This window comes from Streptomyces himastatinicus ATCC 53653, assembly GCF_000158915.1.
Lineage (GTDB): Bacteria > Actinomycetota > Actinomycetes > Streptomycetales > Streptomycetaceae > Streptomyces > Streptomyces himastatinicus.
The window spans coordinates 4,649,333-4,666,599 of the sequence record NZ_GG657754.1; the positions used below are offsets into that span (position 1 = coordinate 4,649,333).

Annotated in this window: 15 protein-coding genes; 8 read left to right on the top strand and 7 right to left on the bottom strand. The window is 71.4% G+C overall.

The genetic code is table 11. From position 1 onward, the window contains the following. Positions 1-54: 54 nt before the first annotated feature. The 3 genes from SSOG_RS19325 to SSOG_RS19335 all read left to right on the top strand — a co-directional run bounded on the left by SSOG_RS19325 (position 55) and on the right by SSOG_RS19335 (position 3,982). Positions 55-714, top strand: a complete 660-nt coding sequence (locus SSOG_RS19325) for a response regulator transcription factor (protein WP_009715930.1) — start codon at positions 55-57, stop codon at positions 712-714. A 243-nt stretch (positions 715-957) separates the two neighbouring features. Beyond that, positions 958-2,907, top strand: a complete 1,950-nt coding sequence (locus SSOG_RS19330; RefSeq protein WP_009715931.1) for a 2-oxoacid:acceptor oxidoreductase subunit alpha — start codon at positions 958-960, stop codon at positions 2,905-2,907. After that, positions 2,900-3,982 carry a 2-oxoacid:ferredoxin oxidoreductase subunit beta gene (locus tag SSOG_RS19335; RefSeq protein WP_009715932.1) on the top strand — a complete coding sequence of 361 codons (1,083 nt, stop codon included), beginning with the start codon at positions 2,900-2,902 and terminating at the stop codon, positions 3,980-3,982. The genes SSOG_RS19330 and SSOG_RS19335 overlap by 8 nt, the downstream gene beginning before the upstream one ends. A gap of 41 nt (positions 3,983-4,023) precedes the next feature. Here the strand turns inward: SSOG_RS19335 and SSOG_RS19340 are convergent, their stop codons facing one another. Then, on the bottom strand, positions 4,024-4,389 hold the full coding sequence (locus tag SSOG_RS19340; RefSeq protein ID WP_009715933.1) for a winged helix-turn-helix transcriptional regulator: 366 nt from the start codon (positions 4,387-4,389) through the stop codon (positions 4,024-4,026). A 105-nt stretch (positions 4,390-4,494) separates the two neighbouring features. Between SSOG_RS19340 and SSOG_RS19345 the strand changes: the two genes are divergently transcribed. From SSOG_RS19345 to SSOG_RS19355, 3 genes are all read left to right on the top strand, one after another. Further along, the gene (locus tag SSOG_RS19345) at positions 4,495-5,352 is read left to right on the top strand and encodes an SDR family oxidoreductase (protein WP_009715934.1); all 858 of its coding nucleotides are present in this window, start codon (positions 4,495-4,497) and stop codon (positions 5,350-5,352) included. 151 nt (positions 5,353-5,503) lie between these two features. Continuing rightward, positions 5,504-6,547 (top strand): EamA family transporter RarD, encoded by a 1,044-nt coding sequence (gene rarD / locus SSOG_RS19350; protein WP_009715935.1) that lies wholly within the window; start codon positions 5,504-5,506, stop codon positions 6,545-6,547. Between the two features lie 173 nt (positions 6,548-6,720). Further along, positions 6,721-7,722, top strand: a complete 1,002-nt coding sequence (locus tag SSOG_RS19355; protein WP_009715936.1) for a M28 family metallopeptidase — start codon at positions 6,721-6,723, stop codon at positions 7,720-7,722. A gap of 53 nt (positions 7,723-7,775) precedes the next feature. Here SSOG_RS19355 and SSOG_RS19360 read toward each other — a convergent pair whose 3' ends face one another. From SSOG_RS19360 to SSOG_RS19385, 6 genes are all read right to left on the bottom strand, one after another. After that, positions 7,776-8,702 (bottom strand): ABC transporter permease, encoded by a 927-nt coding sequence (locus SSOG_RS19360; RefSeq protein ID WP_009715937.1) that lies wholly within the window; start codon positions 8,700-8,702, stop codon positions 7,776-7,778. Further along, the gene (locus tag SSOG_RS19365) at positions 8,689-9,642 is read right to left on the bottom strand and encodes an ABC transporter ATP-binding protein (protein ID WP_009715938.1); all 954 of its coding nucleotides are present in this window, start codon (positions 9,640-9,642) and stop codon (positions 8,689-8,691) included. Before SSOG_RS19365 ends, SSOG_RS19360 begins: the two co-directional genes overlap by 14 nt. A gap of 41 nt (positions 9,643-9,683) precedes the next feature. Further along, complete coding sequence (locus SSOG_RS19370) at positions 9,684-10,943, bottom strand: LolA family protein (RefSeq protein WP_009715939.1); 1,260 nt, start codon at positions 10,941-10,943, stop codon at positions 9,684-9,686. A 239-nt stretch (positions 10,944-11,182) separates the two neighbouring features. Then, complete coding sequence (locus SSOG_RS19375; protein ID WP_009715940.1) at positions 11,183-12,190, bottom strand: polyprenyl synthetase family protein; 1,008 nt, start codon at positions 12,188-12,190, stop codon at positions 11,183-11,185. A 238-nt stretch (positions 12,191-12,428) separates the two neighbouring features. Beyond that, positions 12,429-13,634 (bottom strand): FAD-dependent oxidoreductase, encoded by a 1,206-nt coding sequence (locus SSOG_RS19380; protein ID WP_039938088.1) that lies wholly within the window; start codon positions 13,632-13,634, stop codon positions 12,429-12,431. 19 nt (positions 13,635-13,653) lie between these two features. Further along, on the bottom strand, positions 13,654-14,898 hold the full coding sequence (locus SSOG_RS19385; RefSeq protein ID WP_245606330.1) for a carboxylate--amine ligase: 1,245 nt from the start codon (positions 14,896-14,898) through the stop codon (positions 13,654-13,656). 209 nt (positions 14,899-15,107) lie between these two features. Here SSOG_RS19385 and fahA point away from each other — a divergent pair, with 209 nt between their 5' ends. Both fahA and SSOG_RS19395 read left to right on the top strand, forming a co-directional pair. Next, positions 15,108-16,343 (top strand): fumarylacetoacetase, encoded by a 1,236-nt coding sequence (gene fahA / locus SSOG_RS19390; protein WP_009715943.1) that lies wholly within the window; start codon positions 15,108-15,110, stop codon positions 16,341-16,343. Between the two features lie 58 nt (positions 16,344-16,401). Next, the gene (locus SSOG_RS19395) at positions 16,402-16,905 is read left to right on the top strand and encodes a hypothetical protein (RefSeq protein WP_039938090.1); all 504 of its coding nucleotides are present in this window, start codon (positions 16,402-16,404) and stop codon (positions 16,903-16,905) included. Positions 16,906-17,267: the final 362 nt, after the last annotated feature.

Here is a 17,267-nt window from a genome sequence, read left to right on the forward strand (position 1 = left end):
GCTGGCCCCGTCAATTCGAACGGCAACTGGGGGCCGGGCATCGTGGAAGACAGAGTGCGGGTGGTCATCGCCGAGGATTCGGTGCTGCTGCGGGAGGGCCTGACCCGGCTGCTGACCGACCGCGGCCATGAGGTCGTCGCGGGGGTGGGGGACGCGGAGGCGCTGATCAAGGCGATCCGCGCGCTGGCCGACGAGGGTGCGCTGCCGGATGTGGTGGTCGCCGACGTACGGATGCCGCCCACCCACACCGACGAGGGGGTGCGGGCCGCCATCCGGCTGCGCCAGGACCATCCGGGGCTGGGGGTGCTGGTGCTCTCGCAGTACGTGGAGGAGCAGTACGCGACCGAGCTGCTGGCCGGGAGCAGCCGCGGCATCGGCTATCTGCTCAAGGACCGGGTGGCCGAGGTGCGCGAGTTCGTGGACGCGGTGGTGCGGGTGGCGAGCGGCGGTACGGCGCTGGACCCGGAGGTCGTCGCCCAGCTGCTGGGCCGCAGCCGTAAGCAGGACGTGCTGGCCGGGCTCACCCCGCGGGAGCGGGAGGTCCTGGTCCTGATGGCCGAGGGCCGGACGAACGGGGCGATCGCCCGGCAGCTGGTGGTGAGCGACGGCGCGGTGGAGAAGCACGTCAGCAACATCTTCCTGAAGCTGGGCCTGTCGCCGAGTGACGGAGATCACCGCCGGGTGCTCGCCGTGCTCACCTATCTCAATTCCTGACACCTGTGGTCGTAGGACCAAAGCGGGACCAAAGCCCGGCTCATACCGAGTGAGGGGATCACTGGAAATGACACCACGGGGGTGGGGGAAAGTCATGCCGTACCGTGACATCACGGACACTTGGCGCGGGATCCATCAGGAGATCCGGCCAAGGAAGGCGAGCCTTACCGACGTACGATGGCCATGGGACAACCGGCCGGCACCGACGGTCCAGGTGCGCCGCCTCGAGGGAGGTCCGAAGCAGTGACCAGCCAGGTCAGCCCGGCCGAGCAGGCCGAACCAGCCGATCAGCAGGGCGAGCGGGGGCTCGCCGGGGAACGGGGAGCACCGGACGGCGGCAAGGAGGTCCGCCGTCTGGATCGCGTGATCATCCGATTCGCGGGTGACTCCGGTGACGGTATGCAGCTCACCGGAGACCGGTTCACCTCCGAGACGGCGTCCTTCGGGAACGACCTGTCGACCCTGCCGAACTTCCCGGCGGAGATCCGCGCCCCCGCCGGCACCCTGCCCGGAGTGTCGAGCTTCCAGCTCCACTTCGCCGATCACGACATCCTCACCCCCGGCGACGCGCCGGACGTGCTGGTGGCGATGAACCCGGCCGCGCTCAAGGCCAACCTGGGCGACGTACCGCGTGGCGCCGAGATCATCGTCAACACCGACGAGTTCACCAAGCGGCCGATGGCGAAGGTCGGGTACGAGCGCAGCCCGCTCGAAGACGGCTCGCTGGACGCGTACCAGGTCCACCCGGTGCCGCTGACGACGCTGACCATCGAGGCCCTGAAGGAGTTCGGGCTGTCCCGGAAGGAGGCGGAGCGCAGCAAGAACATGTTCGCGCTCGGCCTGCTGTCGTGGATGTACCACCGGCCCACCGAGAACACCGAGACGTTCCTGCGCCAGAAGTTCGCCAAGAAGCCGCAGATCGCCGAGGCGAACGTGGCCGCCTTCCGGGCCGGGTGGAACTTCGGCGAGACGACCGAAGACTTCGCGGTCTCCTACGAGGTGGCGCCCGCCGCCACCGCCTTCCCGGCCGGGACGTACCGGAACATCTCCGGCAACCTGGCGCTCTCGTACGGGCTGATCGCCGCGTCCCAGCAGGCGGACCTGCCGCTGTTCCTGGGCTCGTACCCGATCACCCCGGCCTCCGACATCCTGCACGAGCTGAGCAAGCACAAGAACTTCGGCGTGCGCACCTTCCAGGCCGAGGACGAGATCGCGGGCATCGGCGCGGCGCTGGGTGCCGCGTTCGGCGGGGCGCTCGCGGTCACCACCACCTCCGGTCCCGGCGTGGCGCTGAAGTCGGAGACGATCGGGCTCGCGGTGAGCCTTGAGCTGCCGCTGCTGGTGATCGACATCCAGCGCGGCGGGCCGTCCACGGGGCTGCCGACCAAGACCGAGCAGGCCGATCTGCTCCAGGCGATGTACGGGCGCAACGGCGAGGCCCCGGTGCCGATCGTGGCCCCGAGGACCCCGGCCGACTGCTTCGACGCCACGCTGGACGCGGCGCGGATCGCGCTCACCTACCGCACCCCGGTCTTCGTCCTCTCCGACGGCTACCTGGCCAACGGGTCGGAGCCGTGGCGGGTGCCGGAGGTCGACGGCCTGCCGGATCTGCGGGTCCAGTTCGCGACCGGCCCCAACCACACCGCCGAGGACGGCACCGAGGTCTTCTGGCCGTACAAGCGCGACCCGCAGACCCTGGCCCGCCCCTGGGCGGTGCCCGGCACCCCGGGGCTCGAACACCGCATCGGCGGCATCGAGAAGCAGGACGGCTCCGGCAACATCTCCTACGACCCCGCCAACCACGACCACATGGTCCGCATCCGGCAGGCCAAGGTGGACGGCATCGAGGTCGAGGAGCTGGCGGTGGACGACCCCACCGGCGACGCCCGCACCCTGGTGCTGGGCTGGGGCTCGACGTACGGACCGATCACCGCCGCGGTGCGCCGGGTGCGCCGGGCCGGCGACCGGATCGCCCAGGCCCATCTGCGCCACCTCAACCCCTTCCCGGCCAACCTCGGCGCGGTGCTGGCCCGCTACGACAAGGTCGTCGTGCCCGAGATGAACCTCGGCCAGCTCGCCACCCTCATCCGCGCCAAGTACCTCGTCGACGCCCGCTCCTTCACCCAGGTGCGGGGACTGCCGTTCAAGGCCGAGCAGCTGGCGACGGCCCTCAAGGAGGCCATCGATGACTGAGACCATCTCGCAGCCGCCCACCGCCCTGGCCGAGGCGCTGTCCCTGGTGCCCAAGGCCGAGGGCAAGCAGTCCATGAAGGACTTCAAGTCCGACCAGGAAGTGCGCTGGTGCCCCGGCTGCGGCGACTACGCGATCCTCGCCGCCGTGCAGGGCTTCATGCCCGAACTGGGGCTGGCGAAGGAGAACATCGTCTTCGTCTCCGGCATCGGCTGCTCCTCCCGCTTCCCGTACTACATGAACACCTACGGGATGCACTCGATCCACGGCCGCGCCCCCGCCATCGCCACAGGCCTCGCGGCCGCCCGGCGCGATCTGTCGGTGTGGGTGGTCACCGGTGACGGCGACGCGCTGTCCATCGGCGGCAACCACCTCATCCACGCCCTGCGCCGCAATGTGAACCTGAAGATCCTGCTCTTCAACAACCGCATCTACGGCCTCACCAAGGGCCAGTACAGCCCGACCTCCGAGGTCGGCAAGATCACCAAGTCCACCCCGATGGGCTCCCTGGACGCCCCGTTCAACCCCATCTCGCTGGCGCTCGGCGCCGAGGCGGGCTTCGTCGCCCGCACCGTGGACTCCGACCGCAAGCACCTCACCCAGGTGCTGCGCGAGGCCGCCGCCCATCCGGGCACCGCGCTGGTGGAGATCTACCAGAACTGCAACATCTTCAACGACGGCGCCTTCGACGCCCTCAAGGACAAGGACCAGGCCGAGGAAGCCGTGATCCGGCTGGAGCACGGCAAGCCGATCCGCTTCGGCGCCGACGGCGCCAAGGGCGTCGTACGGAACCAGGCCACCGGCGATCTGGAGGTCGTCGCGGTCACCGCGGAGAACGAGGGCAGCGTCCTGGTCCACGACGCCCACGCGGCCTCCCCCACCACCGCGTTCGCGCTGTCCCGGCTGGCCCACCCGGACACCCTGCACCACACCCCCATCGGGGTGCTGCGCGACGTCCAGCGGGCGGTCTACGACACCGACATGGCGACCCAGATCGACGCCGCCGTCGAGAGCAAGGGCAAGGGCGACCTCGGCGCGCTGCTCGCGGGGAACGACACCTGGACCGTCGTCGGCTGAGCCGTACCGGATCTCAACAGAACACGCGGCCAGGCCGGGGTCTACGCACCCGGCCTGGCCGCGTCGTATGTCTCCCGGGCCGCCAGCACCCGCGGGGCGTACTCCTCCGCCCAGCCCGCCAGCGCCCCCACCCGGCTCGCCGCCTCCCGGCCCAGCTCGGTCAGCGAGTAGTCCACATGCGGCGGGATGACGGGGTGCGCCTCGCGGTGGACGAAGCCGTCGCGCTCCAGGGTCTGGAGCGTCTGGGCGAGCATCTTCTCGCTGACCCCGCCGATCTCGCGCCGCAGCTCACTGAAGCGGTACGTGCCCTCCAGCAGCACGGCGAAGACCAGCACGCCCCAGCGGCTGGTCATGTGCTCCAGGATCAGCCGCGAGGGGCAGACCGCGGGGTTATCACTTACCTTCATGCCAGTACCTTACGTCAAAGTGGGTACTTTCGAATGGTTAGCGCTGTGCCTAGGGTGGGTCGTGCATCGAACACACGGCAGAAGACCTGGAAGAGAGATCCACGCATGAGCATCGTCGTCACCGGAGCCACCGGGCACCTCGGCCGCCTCGTCATCGACGGCCTGCTGGAGAAGGTTCCGGCCGACCGGATCACCGCGGTCGTACGCGACGCCGACAAGGCCGCCCCGCTCGCCGCCCGCGGCGTCACCCTGAAGGTGGCCGACTACAGCCGCCCCGAGACGCTGAGCGGCGCCTTCGCCGCGGGCGACAAGGTGCTGCTGATCTCCGGCAGCGAGGTCGGGCAGCGCGTTCCGCAGCACCAGGCGGTCATCGACGCCGCCAAGGCGGCCGGGGTCGCGCTGTTCGCGTACACCAGCGTGCTGGGCGGGCCGGACGCCGACTTCACGCTCGCAGACGAGCACAAGGTCACCGAGCGGGCCATCGTCGAATCCGGTCTGCCGTACGTACTGCTGCGCAACGGCTGGTACAACGAGAACTACACCGAGCGGCTGGCCCCCGTGCTGGAGCACGGCGCCGTCGTCGCCGCCGCGGGCGAGGGCCGGGTCGCCTCCGCCGCGCGCGCCGACTACGCGGCGGCCGCCGTCGCCGTACTGACCGGCGAGGGCCACGAGAACACGGCGTACGAACTGTCCGGCGACACCGCCTGGAGCTTCGCCGAATACGCCGCCGAGATCGCCCGGCAGACCGGCAAGGACATCGCCTACCGCGCCGTCTCCGCCGACGAGGTGCAGACCATCCTGACCGGCGCGGGCCTGCCCGGGCCGCTCGCCGCCATCCTGGCCGACGTCGACACGGCGATCGAGCGCGGGCTGCTGGCCGCCACCCCCGGCGACCTGTCCCGGCTGACCGGCCGCCCGACCACGCCGATCGCGGACTCCCTCGCGGTGACCCTGAAGGGCTGACCAGGGGCCGACCAGGGCTGACCTCGGGGTTCAGGGCCAGGCCCGCCCGTCAGTCCCGTATCGCGGATACGGTGATGACAGGCGGGCCGCCCGGCGCTACCGTCGGACGGGCCCCCTCATCAGGGCGGTCACGCCGTCGGGGAGGGCCTTCATGCAGCCGCAGACACAGCCGCAGCCGCAGATACAGCCGGAGATACAGCACCGCCAGGACCGCGCCGGCCTCCTCTACGGCTTCGCCGCGTACGGCCTGTGGGGTCTCGCCCCGCTCTTCTGGCCGCTGCTGCAACCCGCCGGGGCGGTCGAGATCCTGGCCCACCGCATGGTCTGGTCGCTGGTGGTCGTCGGGCTCCTCCTGCTGGTGCTGCGCCGCTGGTCCTGGGTCGGCCCGCTGGTGCGGCAGCCCCGGCGGCTCGGTCTCGTCGCGCTCGCCGCGACCGCCATCTCCGTCAACTGGGGCCTGTACATCTGGGGCGTCAACAGCGGACACGTCGTCGAGACGGCGCTCGGCTACTTCATCAACCCACTGGTCAGCATCGGCTTCGGCGTCCTGCTGCTGCGGGAGCGGCTGCGCCCCGCGCAGTGGGCGGCGGTCGGCGTCGGCGTGGTGGCGGTGGGCGTGCTGGCCGTCGGCTACGGCAAGCTGCCCTGGATCGCCCTCACGCTGGCCTTCTCCTTCGCCACGTACGGGCTGGTCAAGAAGCGGATCGGGCTGGACGGGCTGGAGTCGCTGGCCGCCGAGACCGCCGTCCAGTTCCTGCCCGCGCTCGGCTTCCTCGGCTACCTCACGATGCGCGGCGACAGCACGTTCGGCAGCGGCGGCATGGGGCATTCGGCGCTGCTGGTGAGCTGCGGGGTGATCACCGCGGGGCCGCTGATCCTGTTCGGGGCCGCCGCGGTACGGCTGCCGCTGTCCACGATCGGGATGCTCCAGTACCTCACGCCCACCTCCCAGTTCATCCTCGGGCTGGTCGTCTTCCACGAGTACATGCCGCCCGAGCGGTGGGCGGGCTTCGCCCTCGTCTGGCTCGCGCTCGCGCTGCTCACCTGGGACGCGCTGCGGACCGGGCACCGGGCCCGGCGGGCGCTGGCGGAAGCCGCGACCCTCGCGGCCCCGGCCCCGGCGGCTGCGTCCCCGGCGGCCACCAGGAAGGCGGAGGCGGCGGAGGCGCAGTCGGGACCGATATCCGGCGGGTGATGTCCGGTTTCCGCTCTTGACGGAGGGTCAGCCACACCCGGAGCATCAGCCTCGCGCCAATCGCGACGTCATCTTGTCACACCGCTCCATCACCCCCATGGGTATACGTACGTACGTGCATCACACAGCGTCACGTCCTTCCGTGCAGTTCCCGTTCGGAATCGGAGCCCCCCATGTCGTCATGTGCTGATCCGCACCGCGCCCCCCGAAGATCCGCGTCCCGCCGGACTGCCGCCGCGATCGCGGCCGGTGCGGCGATCGCGGCGCTGGCCTCGGCCGCGCCCGCCACCTCCGCGGCCGCCGCGGCTCCCCCGCCGCCTCCGGCGGCCGCCGCCCTCGCCGTACCGGACGTCCCCCTCGCGAACGTCAAGGCCCATCTGACCAAGCTCCAGTCCATCGCCACCGCCAACGGCGGCAACCGCGCCCACGGCCGCCCCGGCTACAAGGCGTCGCTCGACTACATCAAGGCCGCGCTGGACGCGGCCGGGTTCACCACCACGGTCCAGCAGTTCACCTCCAGCGGCTCCACGGGCTACAACCTCATCGCCGACTGGCCCGGCGGCGACACCGACAACGTGGTGTTCTCCGGCGCCCACCTGGACTCCGTCAGCGCGGGTCCCGGCATCAACGACAACGGCTCGGGGTCCGCCGCCGTCCTGGAGACCGCGCTCACCGTCGCCCGCTCGGGGCTGAAGCCCACCAAGCATCTGCGGTTCGCCTGGTGGGGCGCCGAGGAGCTGGGCATGGTCGGGTCGCGGAACTACGTCAACGGCCTGTCGACCGCCAACCGGGCGAAGATCGACGGCTATCTCAACTTCGACATGATCGGCTCGCCCAACCCGGGCTACTTCGTCTATGACGACGACACCCGCATCGAAGGCGTCTTCAAGGACTTCTTCGCCACCAAGGGCGTTTCGACGGAGATAGAAACGGAGGGCGACGGGCGCTCCGACCACGCCCCGTTCAAGAACGCGGGCATCCCGGTCGGCGGCCTGTTCAGCGGCGCCGACTACATCAAGACCGCCGCCCAGGCCCAGAAGTGGGGCGGCACCTCCGGTCAGGCCTTCGACCGCTGCTACCACCGGTCGTGCGACACCACGACCAACATCAACGACACCGCGCTGGACCGCAACAGCGACGCCATCGCGTACGCCGTCTGGACACTGTCCTCCTGACGCACCGGCAGTCCTGAGCGGTCCGTACGGAGACGTACGGACCGCTCGGACGCTCAGACCGTGATGTCCTTCGTGGTGAACCGGGCCCAGGCCGCCGAGCCGAACACGGCCAGATACAGCCCCTGGAGCTCTGCGTTCTTGATCAGCTGGTCCCAGTAGACCGGCTGGCGCAGCAGATCCGCGAAGCTCAGCCAGTAGTGCGGGAAGAGATACGGATGGATCGCGTGCAGCTGCGGGATCGTGTCCAGGATCTGCACGGTGACCACGAGCCCGACCGTGGTCGCCATGGCCGCGATGCCGCTGTTGGTGAGGGTGGAGATGAACAGGCCCACCGTCGCGATCCCCACCAGTGACAGCGCCACGGCGCCCGCCACACCGAGCGCCCGCACCAGCGCGTCGCCGAAGGACACCGAGGTGCCGGAGATCAGCGTGACATCGCCGAGCGGGAACAGCATCGCCCCGGTCGCGAGTCCGGCGATGGCCACCGCGAGGGTCGCGGCCAGGCAGAACGCCATGATGGTGACGAACTTGGCGAGCAGCAGCCGGGTGCGCCCGGCGGGGGCGACCAGCAGATAGCGCAGCGTCCCCGGGCCCGCCTCACCCGCGATGGAGTCCCCGGCGATCACGCCGATGGCCATCGGCAGGAAGACGGGCAGCGTCGCCGCCAGCGCGGCGAAGACGAGGAAGATCCCGTTGTTGGTGATCTGGGAGAAGAAGGCGGGCCCGCCGTCCCCTCCGCCGCCTCCGCCGCCCCCGCCGCCGCGGCCGAAGCCACCGCCGTCGCTGGTCTCGATCTTCACCGCGACGCCGATGAGGACCGGGACGGCCGCGAGCACCGCGAGCAGTGCCAGCGTCCGCCAGCGGCGGAAGGTGGTGGACAGCTCGCTGCGGAAGAGGGCCAGGGCCCACAGCGGACGCGCCCGGGGTGCCTCGTACGACTCGTTTGTTTCAGCCGTTCCCGCCGCTTCAGCCCGCGACATCGAATCCCTCCCCGGTCAGCGCGACGAAGGCATCCTCCAGCGAGGCGCCCTCGGCGCCGAAGGCCCGTACCCGCACCCCGGCGCGCACCAGGGCGGCGTTCAGATCGGCGGGATCGGGCGCGGGCGTGGGCAGCTCGCCGGTGACCCGCTCCTCCAGGACCACCAGGTCCGTCACCCCGTGCTCCTTGAGGACGCGGACGGCGTCGGCCGGATCCGGGGTGGTGACGGACAGCCTGCCGCGGCTGCCCGCCGCCAGCTCGGCGACCGTGCCCTGGGCGATCAACCGGCCCTGGGCCATGACCGCCGCATGGGAACAGACCTGTTCGATCTCGTCCAGGAGGTGCGAGGAGAGGAAGACCGTGGTGCCCTCCCGGGCCAGCTCGCGCACCAGGGTGCGGATCTCGCGCATGCCCTGGGGGTCGAGCCCGTTGGTCGGTTCGTCCAGCACCAGCAGCTCACGCGGCTGGAGCAGGGCGGCGGCCAGACCGAGGCGCTGCTTCATCCCCAGCGAGTACGCCCGGGCCTTCTTCCCCGCCGCGGCCCCGAGCCCGACCCGGTCCAGGGCCGCCGCGGCGCGGGCCGCACGGGTGCGGGGGTCGGCGGTCGGGTCGGCGGCGTCGTAGCGCAGCAGGTTGTCCCGGCCGCTCAGATACGGATAGAGGGCGGGCCCCTCGATGAGGGCGCCCACCCTGGGCAGCACGCTGCGGGCGGCGCGCGGCATCGGCAGCCCCAGCAGCCGGGCGCCGCCCGAGGTGGGCTCGATCAGGCCCATGAGCATGCGGATGGTCGTCGTCTTCCCCGAGCCGTTGGGCCCGAGGAAGCCGAAGACGCTGCCGCGCGGGACGGTCAGGTCGAGCGCGTCGACGGCGAGCTGCCCGCCCCGGTAGCGCTTGGTGAGCCCGCGGGTCTCCACCACGGCATCGGCGGACGACTCGTCCACGGGCTCTCCTTCCCCGCTCTTTTCCTTGGCCTCGTTGGCGGCTACTTGGCCTTGTTGGCGGCCGCGACCAGGGCGTCCTTGTCGACCGCGCCGACGAAGACCTTGCCGTCGTCGGTCATCAGCGCGTTCACCAGGCGGGTGCTGAACACCGTGCCGGAGCCGAAGTCGCCCTTGACCTTCTTGCCGAAGCTGCCGAGGAGACCGGAGGACGCTCCGCCGTCGCCGCCCGGGGCGGAGGGAGCGTCGCCGGTCGCCCCGGCCTTCTGGCCGTCGTCGAGGCGGGCGATGGTGTCCCAGCCCTTGCCGGTGACGTTCAGCCCGGACAGGGCCTCCTCACCGGGCGAGCCGGTGGCACCGCCGGGCCGGCCCTTGAAGCCCTTCTCCGGGTGGTCGGCGGCGCCGTCCTCGGTGACCTTGGCGCCCTTGGGCGGCGTGAAGTCGAAGGTGCCCGCGGCGGGCTTGCCGAAGTCCACCTTGGTGAAGCCCACGTCGACGGCCGCCTTGCCGCCGCTCTTCGGGGTGAGGGTGAACTTCAGCGGCACACCGTTGTCCGCGTCGACCGCGATACGGATCGAGCCGACCGTGGAAGCGCTCTGCTTGGGCTTGATCAGCAGCTGGTAGGCGTCCCGGTCGGCGACCCGGGTGGTGCCGTCGACCGTCACCTCGGTGGTGTCGTCCACGGCGGCGAGCATCTGCTTCGCGAGCTGCTGCGGAGTGGCTTCCCGCAGGTCGCGGGGCGTCTCGCGCTGGTGATCGCGCTTGCCCGCGGCGTCCTTGGGGGCGGTGGAGTGGAAGACGGAGTTGCTGCCGCTGTCGTACGCCCACAGCTGGTCACCGTTGTGGATCATGCTGTACTCGGCGGCGTTCTCGACGATCGACACCCGCTGCTTGTCGGGGCCGTCGGCGGCCACCCGCAGCGTGTGCGTACCGGACACCAGCTCGGTGAGCTTGGACTCCGGCGAGGCCGTCGCGCCCTTCTCGCCCGCGAGGTCGTTCGCGGCACCGGCGAGGGAGCCGCCGCCCGGCAGCGTGGGGAGGCCCAGATCGGTGGTGATCTTCAGCGAGCCGGACACCTGCTGCTGGTCCGAGGCGGCCATCTTGCTGATCAGCTGCTGTGCCGTGATCTTCGGCAGGTCCGGGGCGCCGCTGCTGGCCAGCGCCGGGACGAGCCCGATCGCCCCGGCCGCGATGCCCGCCACCGCGACCGGGGCCCCGTAGCGGAGCGCCTTCGTGCGCCGTGTTGGTCGATCCTCATCCCAGAAGCCGTCGTCGGCGACCTGTATCGGTCGGATCCGTGCCATGTTGCTCTACCTCCGTCGTCGGCGGCGGTCGTCAGCCTGCACTCGTCCACCTCTCGGGCCATTGTCTCCCGATCCCGCCATGTGGTGGTGTTCTCATCCCACCAAATCGGGAGCGCCGATACGTCAGCCCGCAGGATCAAGTCCGCGTACTGCTCCGGTATGACGGTCCGCGCCCCGGGGCGGATCCCCCTCGGGGTATCCCGTAGGGGGTGTCTTGCCGATCAGGCCGGAGCGGGGAGTCACCCGGCCCGGTGGGCCACCGCGTCGCACAGGCCCTCCAGGGCCGACTTCGCCGGGCCCTCCGGCAGGGGCGCCAGCATCGAACGGGCCTCCGCCGCGTAGCGCAGCGTGTCCTGGCGAGCCTGCTCCAGGGCGGGGTGGGCGCGCAGCCGCCGCAGCACCTCCGCATGGCGGGCGTCGTCGGTGAGGTCACCGGCGAGCAGCTCGCACAGCTCCCGGTCCTCCGGCGCGCCGGTCGCCTCCGCCTGCGCCCGCAGATGCAGGACGGGGAGGGTGGCGATACCCTCGCGCAGATCGGTGCCGGGGGTCTTGCCGGACTCATGGCTGTCGCTGGCGATGTCCAGCACATCGTCGGCCAGCTGGAAGGCCATTCCGAGCCGCTCGCCGTACTGGGTCAGGATGTTGACGATGGACTCGTCGGCGCCCGACATCATCGCGCCGAACCGGCCCGAGACGGCGATGAGCGAGCCCGTCTTGCCCGCGAGGACGTCCAGATAGTGCTCGATGGGGTCGCGGCCGCGCGGTCCGGCGGTCTCCAGGATCTGGCCCGTCACCAGCCGCTCGAACGCCTCGGCCTGGACCCGCACCGCCTCCGGACCCAGATCGGCCAGGACGTGCGAGGCGCGGGCGAAGAGGAAGTCACCGGTGAGCACCGCGACGGAGTTGCCCCAGCGGGCGTTGGCGCTGGACACCCCGCGCCGCACCTCGGCCTCGTCCATCACGTCGTCGTGGTACAGCGTGGCCAGATGCGTCAGCTCGACGACGACCGCCGAGGGCACCACACCGGGGGCGTACGGATCGCCGAACTGCGCGGCCAGCAGCACCAGCAGTGGCCGGAAACGCTTCCCGCCCGCGCGCACCAGATGCTGGGCGGCCTCGGTGATGAACGGCACGTCGCTCTTGGTGGCCTCCAGCAGGCCCTCTTCGACAGCCGTCAGCCCGGCCTGGGTGTCGGCTTCCAGGGTCCGGTCCCGCACGCTCAGCCCGAAGGGCCCGATGACGCTCACGGGGTACTCCTGTCTGCCTACGTTCACGCGGAATGTCGATGTGTCGCCGCCTCCACCAAAAGGCAGCGTATCCGGTCGGGTATCGATCACTGTGGGCGCCTTCCCGCCTTGTGCGCCGCACAACGCCCTCGCCCGGATCGACCGGCTTCTCCACACGGTCCCGCGATCACCAGCAGATCATTCATCATGCGGCCCCCGACCGTTCACCGATCGGGGGCCGTCGGCCCGCCCGAGCCCCTCATCCGTGCGCGGTGGCCACCGCCTTCGCCAGCCGGGGCGACGCGTACTCCGTGCCGCAGACGAACCGCATCACCGGGCCGAAGGAGGCCGCCGCCGCAAGTCCGGTGAAGTACAGCCCCGGCACCGACGAGCCATACCCCGTGTCCAGCCGGGGCCCACCGGCGCCGGTGACCAACGCGGCGCGCAGCTCGGGGCCGAGGAAGCCGAGCGCGGCCAGATTCATCCGATAGCCCGTCGCCGCCAGCACATGGTCCGCGGCCAGCTCACCGACCCGGCCGCTGCCGCCGCGCAGCGTGAGCACCGGCCGGCCGCCGTCCTCCACGGTGACCCGGGTGATCCGCACCCCCTGGGTGACCTGCACCCGCCCCGCGAAGCGACCCCGCAGCCACCAGGCGCCCTTGGGCCCGAGCACCGCGCGCACCAGATACTCCCGGGCCGGTGCGGGCAGCCGCCGGAAGCCCACCGCGTGGTACGACAGCGCATACAGCGACCAGGCGCGCCCGAAGGGCGATTCGGGCCGCAGCCGGGGCTGACGGTCCGGCGGGGCGCCGAAGGCGACCGCGGCCCTCCCCCGGGCCACCACCCGCACCGACGCGGCGCCCGCCTCGGCCAGCAGCACCGCGCTCTCCAGCGCCGACTGCCCGGCACCGACCACCACGACCTCGCGCCCCGCGAACCGCCCCAGATCCTGGTGGTGCGAACTGTGCGAGACCGGCCCGGCCGCGGACGGACCGTCGGGGACGGCGGCGGCGAACTCGGCGGGCAGATGGGCGAGCCCGCTGAGCCCGCTGGCCACGACGACGGCCCGCGCCGTGAACTGCTCGCCCGAATCCAGCTTCAGCTCGAAGCGGCCGCCCCGCCGGTCGACGGCCACCACCCGGGTCCGCTCCAGCTCCGGCACCAGCCGCTCCTGGAACCACAGCCCGTACTCCGCGAAGGTCTCGACGGGGATGATGTCCCAGTCGGACTGATACCGCTTGCCGCCCACCGCATGGCAGTAGTCGAGCAGGGTGTGCCCCGGCTGCGGTGCGTCGATGGTCGACGCGACCGGAGTGGACTTGAGCAGCATGCCCGCGGGCATCTGCTCGCGCCAGCTCACCATCGGCTCCCCGAAGACGCGGACCGGCAGGCCGCGGGCGCGTAAGTGGGCGGCGGTCGACAGACCGTATGGACCGGCCCCGATGACTGCTACCGGATCGTTCACGAATCCCCTCCCCAAGGTGTTACCTGTTCTTGGCGCGCCACATCCGGTAGAGATGCGTCGCACCGGGCCCCACGCAGCGCGCCAGCATGGTGAAGAACGGCCGCATGTCGTCGCGCGCGGCCCAGGCCAGCTCGGTCCCGCTCGCCCGGGCGGGCGCGTGCGGCGTGGTGTATCCACTGCGGCGGTAGGCGAGCAGGGCGGGCAGGTCGATGTTCTCGACGACGAACCGCCGGTCCGCCAGCTGCTCCGCCTCGGGCACCGGGCGCCCCGTCAGATCGAGGTGCTGGGCCCGGACGACGTCGAGCCGCGCCTCGTTCTCGAAGAGCCGGAACTGCGCGCCCATCCGGGGGTTGAAGTCCAGCAGCTTGTACCGCCCGTCGCGCCGGTCGAAGCGCCAGTCCAGATCGACGATGCCGCTGAAGCCGAGCCGCTGGATGAACCGGGCCGTCATCCCGGCCAGCTCCTTGTTGCCCACCGCGTAGGCGCACGCCGTCATGCCCGCGTGCGGCGGCCAGGACCGCACCTTGACGCCGGTGAACATCGCCAGCGGTGTGGACTCCGCGTCGAAGTAGGCGTGCACGATCCAGTCCTCGGCGGACTCCCGGGGGAGGTACTCCTGAAGGACCACCCCGGGCCGCGACCCCCAGTCCCGGGCCAGCGCCAGCAGCTCGCGCGGCCCGGCGATCCGGGTCGTCCCGCCCACCGCCGGCCGCCTCCGCCGCTCGAACGCGTCCCGGTTCTTGGCCACGACCGGAAATCGCGCGCTCACCGCGAATGCCTTGACGTCGGCGTACGAACCGGGGAACGCCGCCTCCGGGGTGGGCACCCCGTGCTCGACGCACAGCTCGTACAGCCCCTGCTTGCTGGCCAGCCGCCGGGGCAACCCCGGCTCGGTGCGCGGGAAGAGGAACCGGCCCTCCCCGGCGAGCACATCGGCATGCTCGCCGATCAGCACCGCCGCCTCCTCGTCCGTGGGCAGCAGGACGGTCGGACGGCCGATCGCCCGCCCTGCCCTCAGCAGCCCCTCCACCAGCCGCTCCGGCCGCTCCCTGCCGGTGGTCGGCCAGACGAAGGCCCGGTTCAGATAGCGCGATTGGGCGGCCGGGGTCCAACGGTCCTCGGTGACCGCGTACATGGGGACACCGAGACGGCCCAGGGAGCGAATGGCCCCCACGCCCCCGTGATGCAGCGGGTAATCGCCTATCTTCACGATCAGCCCCGGCACGGAACGGTCCACCGCGAACGGCACGGCACTGCTCGCCACGAGTCCCCCTCGGTCACCCCACCGCAGTGGTCCCCCCACTGTGCGTGACCTGATGAAGGACGCTACTTCGGAATTACCTCCTCCAGCAAGGATTATCCGGACATTGCCATCCCTTTAGGTGGCAGTCACCCCACAGGGGTGGCGCACCCCGGGCCATAGGGTGTGGACCGGCCCACCCATGGTGACGAGGAGAAGGCGAGGCACCACCCATGGCGCAGCGAAGCCCGCTCGACCTGCCCGAAGGCGATCCCTTCGGCCCGGACAACCTCCCCTATGGCGTGTTCACCACCTCCGACGCTCCTCATCTGCGGAAAATCGGCGTGCGCTACGGCGCCCATGTGCTGGACGCGGGCGCCGCCGCGGCGGTCGCGGCCTCCCCGCACGCCGAACTGCTCGGCGCCTCCTCGCTCAACCCGCTGATGGCCGCGGGCCGTCCGGTCTGGCAGGCCGTCCGCGCGGAGCTGCGCGACTGGCTGACCAACCCGGCGCACCGGCACGCCATCGAGCCCCTGATGCACCCCCTCACCACCCTCGCCCTCCACCTCCCGATCGAGGTGGCGGACTATGTCGACTTCTTCGCCAGCGAGCATCACGCCTCCAATGCGGGCAAGATCTTCCGCCCGGACGGCGACGCCCTCACCCCCAACTGGAAGCACATGCCGATCGGCTACCACGGCCGGGCCGGCACCGTGCTCGTCTCGGGCTCGCCCATCGTCCGCCCCCACGGCCAGCAGCTGCCTTCCGCATCGTCCGCTCCTCCCCGGCCGGTCTTCGGCCCCTCGCTGCGCCTCGACTTCGAAGCCGAGGTCGCGTTCGTCGTCGGCGCGCCCTCACCTCTGAATACACCGCTGCCCCTCGCGGGGTTCCACGATCACGTCTTCGGCGTCTGTCTGCTCAACGACTGGTCCGCCCGTGACATCCAGTCCTGGGAGTACCGCCCCCTCGGCCCCTTCCTCGGCAAGTCCTTCGCCACCTCCCTCGCCGCCTGGATCACCCCGCTGGACGCCCTCGCCACGGCCCGTACCGCCCCGCCCGCCCGCGACGTGACGCCGCTCCCCTACCTCGACGACTCGGCCGCCGAGCCCGGCGGGTTCGATCTGCGCATCGAGGTCGCCGTCAACGGCCACACCGTCTCCCGGCCCCCGTTCTCCGCCATGTACTGGACGGCGGCCCAGCAGCTCGCCCATCTCACGGTGAACGGCGCCTCGCTGCGCACCGGCGACGTCTTCGCCTCCGGCACCGTCAGCGGCCCGAACCCGGATGAGCTGGGCTGTCTGCTCGAACTCACCTGGGGCGGCCGCGATCCGCTGCACCTCCCGGACAGCACCCGGACGTTCCTGGAGGACGGCGACGAGGTGACCCTCACCGCCTGGGCGCCGGGCCCTGACGGGGTCCGCATCGGTATGGGTGAGGTGACCGGCCACGTCGTTCCGGCGGCGTCATGAGCGACTGCTAATTTGTCGTGCTCCTGCCCTGACGGCATTGATATCCGAGGAGAAGCGCGTGAAGAAGGCAGCGAGCATCGCCGGGACGGTGGCCGCGGCCGCCCTCCTGCTGACGGCATGCGGCAGTGACAGCGACGAGGGGACGAAGGACACGTCCAAGGACACCCCGTCGGCACAGGAGTCGAGCGCCCCGGCGGAGGGGGGCGCGAACTCCAAGATCACCGGCGCCTACCTCGCCAAGAGCGGCAGCCAGACGCTCATCCTGTCCATCGGCGGCGAGAAGGCGTCCCTGATCGCGGGCAAGCACGTCTGCAACGGTGAGTACACCGACACCGGCGAGAAGATGCTGATGCTCAAGTGCGCCGACGGCAACACCGACCGCACCATGGGCAAGGTGGCCCCGAGCGGGGACGGCAAGACGCTCACCGTCGACTGGGACGCGCTCTCCGAGAACGACACCTTCACCCGGACCGACTCCCCCGGCGACATCCCGTCGAACATCCCGACCTCGCTGCCCTCCGACATCCCCACCGACCTGCCGACGAACCTCCCCTCCAGCTGATCACCCAGGTCGGTCCGCGCCCCGCGAGCCCCCGGCGAAACCGCCGGGGGCTCGCCGCGCACAGTGGCAGATCTTGCTTCCGCGCCGGTGAAAGGCGCAGGTCGGGGCGGTTTCCAACGGGCCGCCAGGTGGCGCAATGTGCTGGCAACACCATCGCACCGGCCCCGTCGGTATGGTCCGAACAGACCCGCCGCCCAGCACACCCCGGAGCCGGCCGATGCCAGCCGAACGCACCCGCGAACGCACCCGCGAGCACGCCCCGCCGCTCGCCGCCGCGCGCCGCCGCCGGTTGCGCGCCGACCAGGCCCGGCAGCTCGCCGACCTCCTCCGCCACCAGATTCTCACCGGGCGGCTTCCCCGGG

Coding starts and splice junctions, on each gene's coding strand:
- rarD (WP_009715935.1), top strand. CDS start 5,504: ATGCAGCCGCAGACACAGCCGCAGCCGCAGATACAGCCGGAGATACAG.
- SSOG_RS19340 (WP_009715933.1), bottom strand. CDS start 4,389: ATGAAGGTAAGTGATAACCCCGCGGTCTGCCCCTCGCGGCTGATCCTG.
- SSOG_RS19360 (WP_009715937.1), bottom strand. CDS start 8,702: ATGTCGCGGGCTGAAGCGGCGGGAACGGCTGAAACAAACGAGTCGTAC.
- SSOG_RS19345 (WP_009715934.1), top strand. CDS start 4,495: ATGAGCATCGTCGTCACCGGAGCCACCGGGCACCTCGGCCGCCTCGTC.
- SSOG_RS19370 (WP_009715939.1), bottom strand. CDS start 10,943: ATGGCACGGATCCGACCGATACAGGTCGCCGACGACGGCTTCTGGGAT.
- SSOG_RS19335 (WP_009715932.1), top strand. CDS start 2,900: ATGACTGAGACCATCTCGCAGCCGCCCACCGCCCTGGCCGAGGCGCTG.
- fahA (WP_009715943.1), top strand. CDS start 15,108: ATGGCGCAGCGAAGCCCGCTCGACCTGCCCGAAGGCGATCCCTTCGGC.
- SSOG_RS19355 (WP_009715936.1), top strand. CDS start 6,721: ATGTCGTCATGTGCTGATCCGCACCGCGCCCCCCGAAGATCCGCGTCC.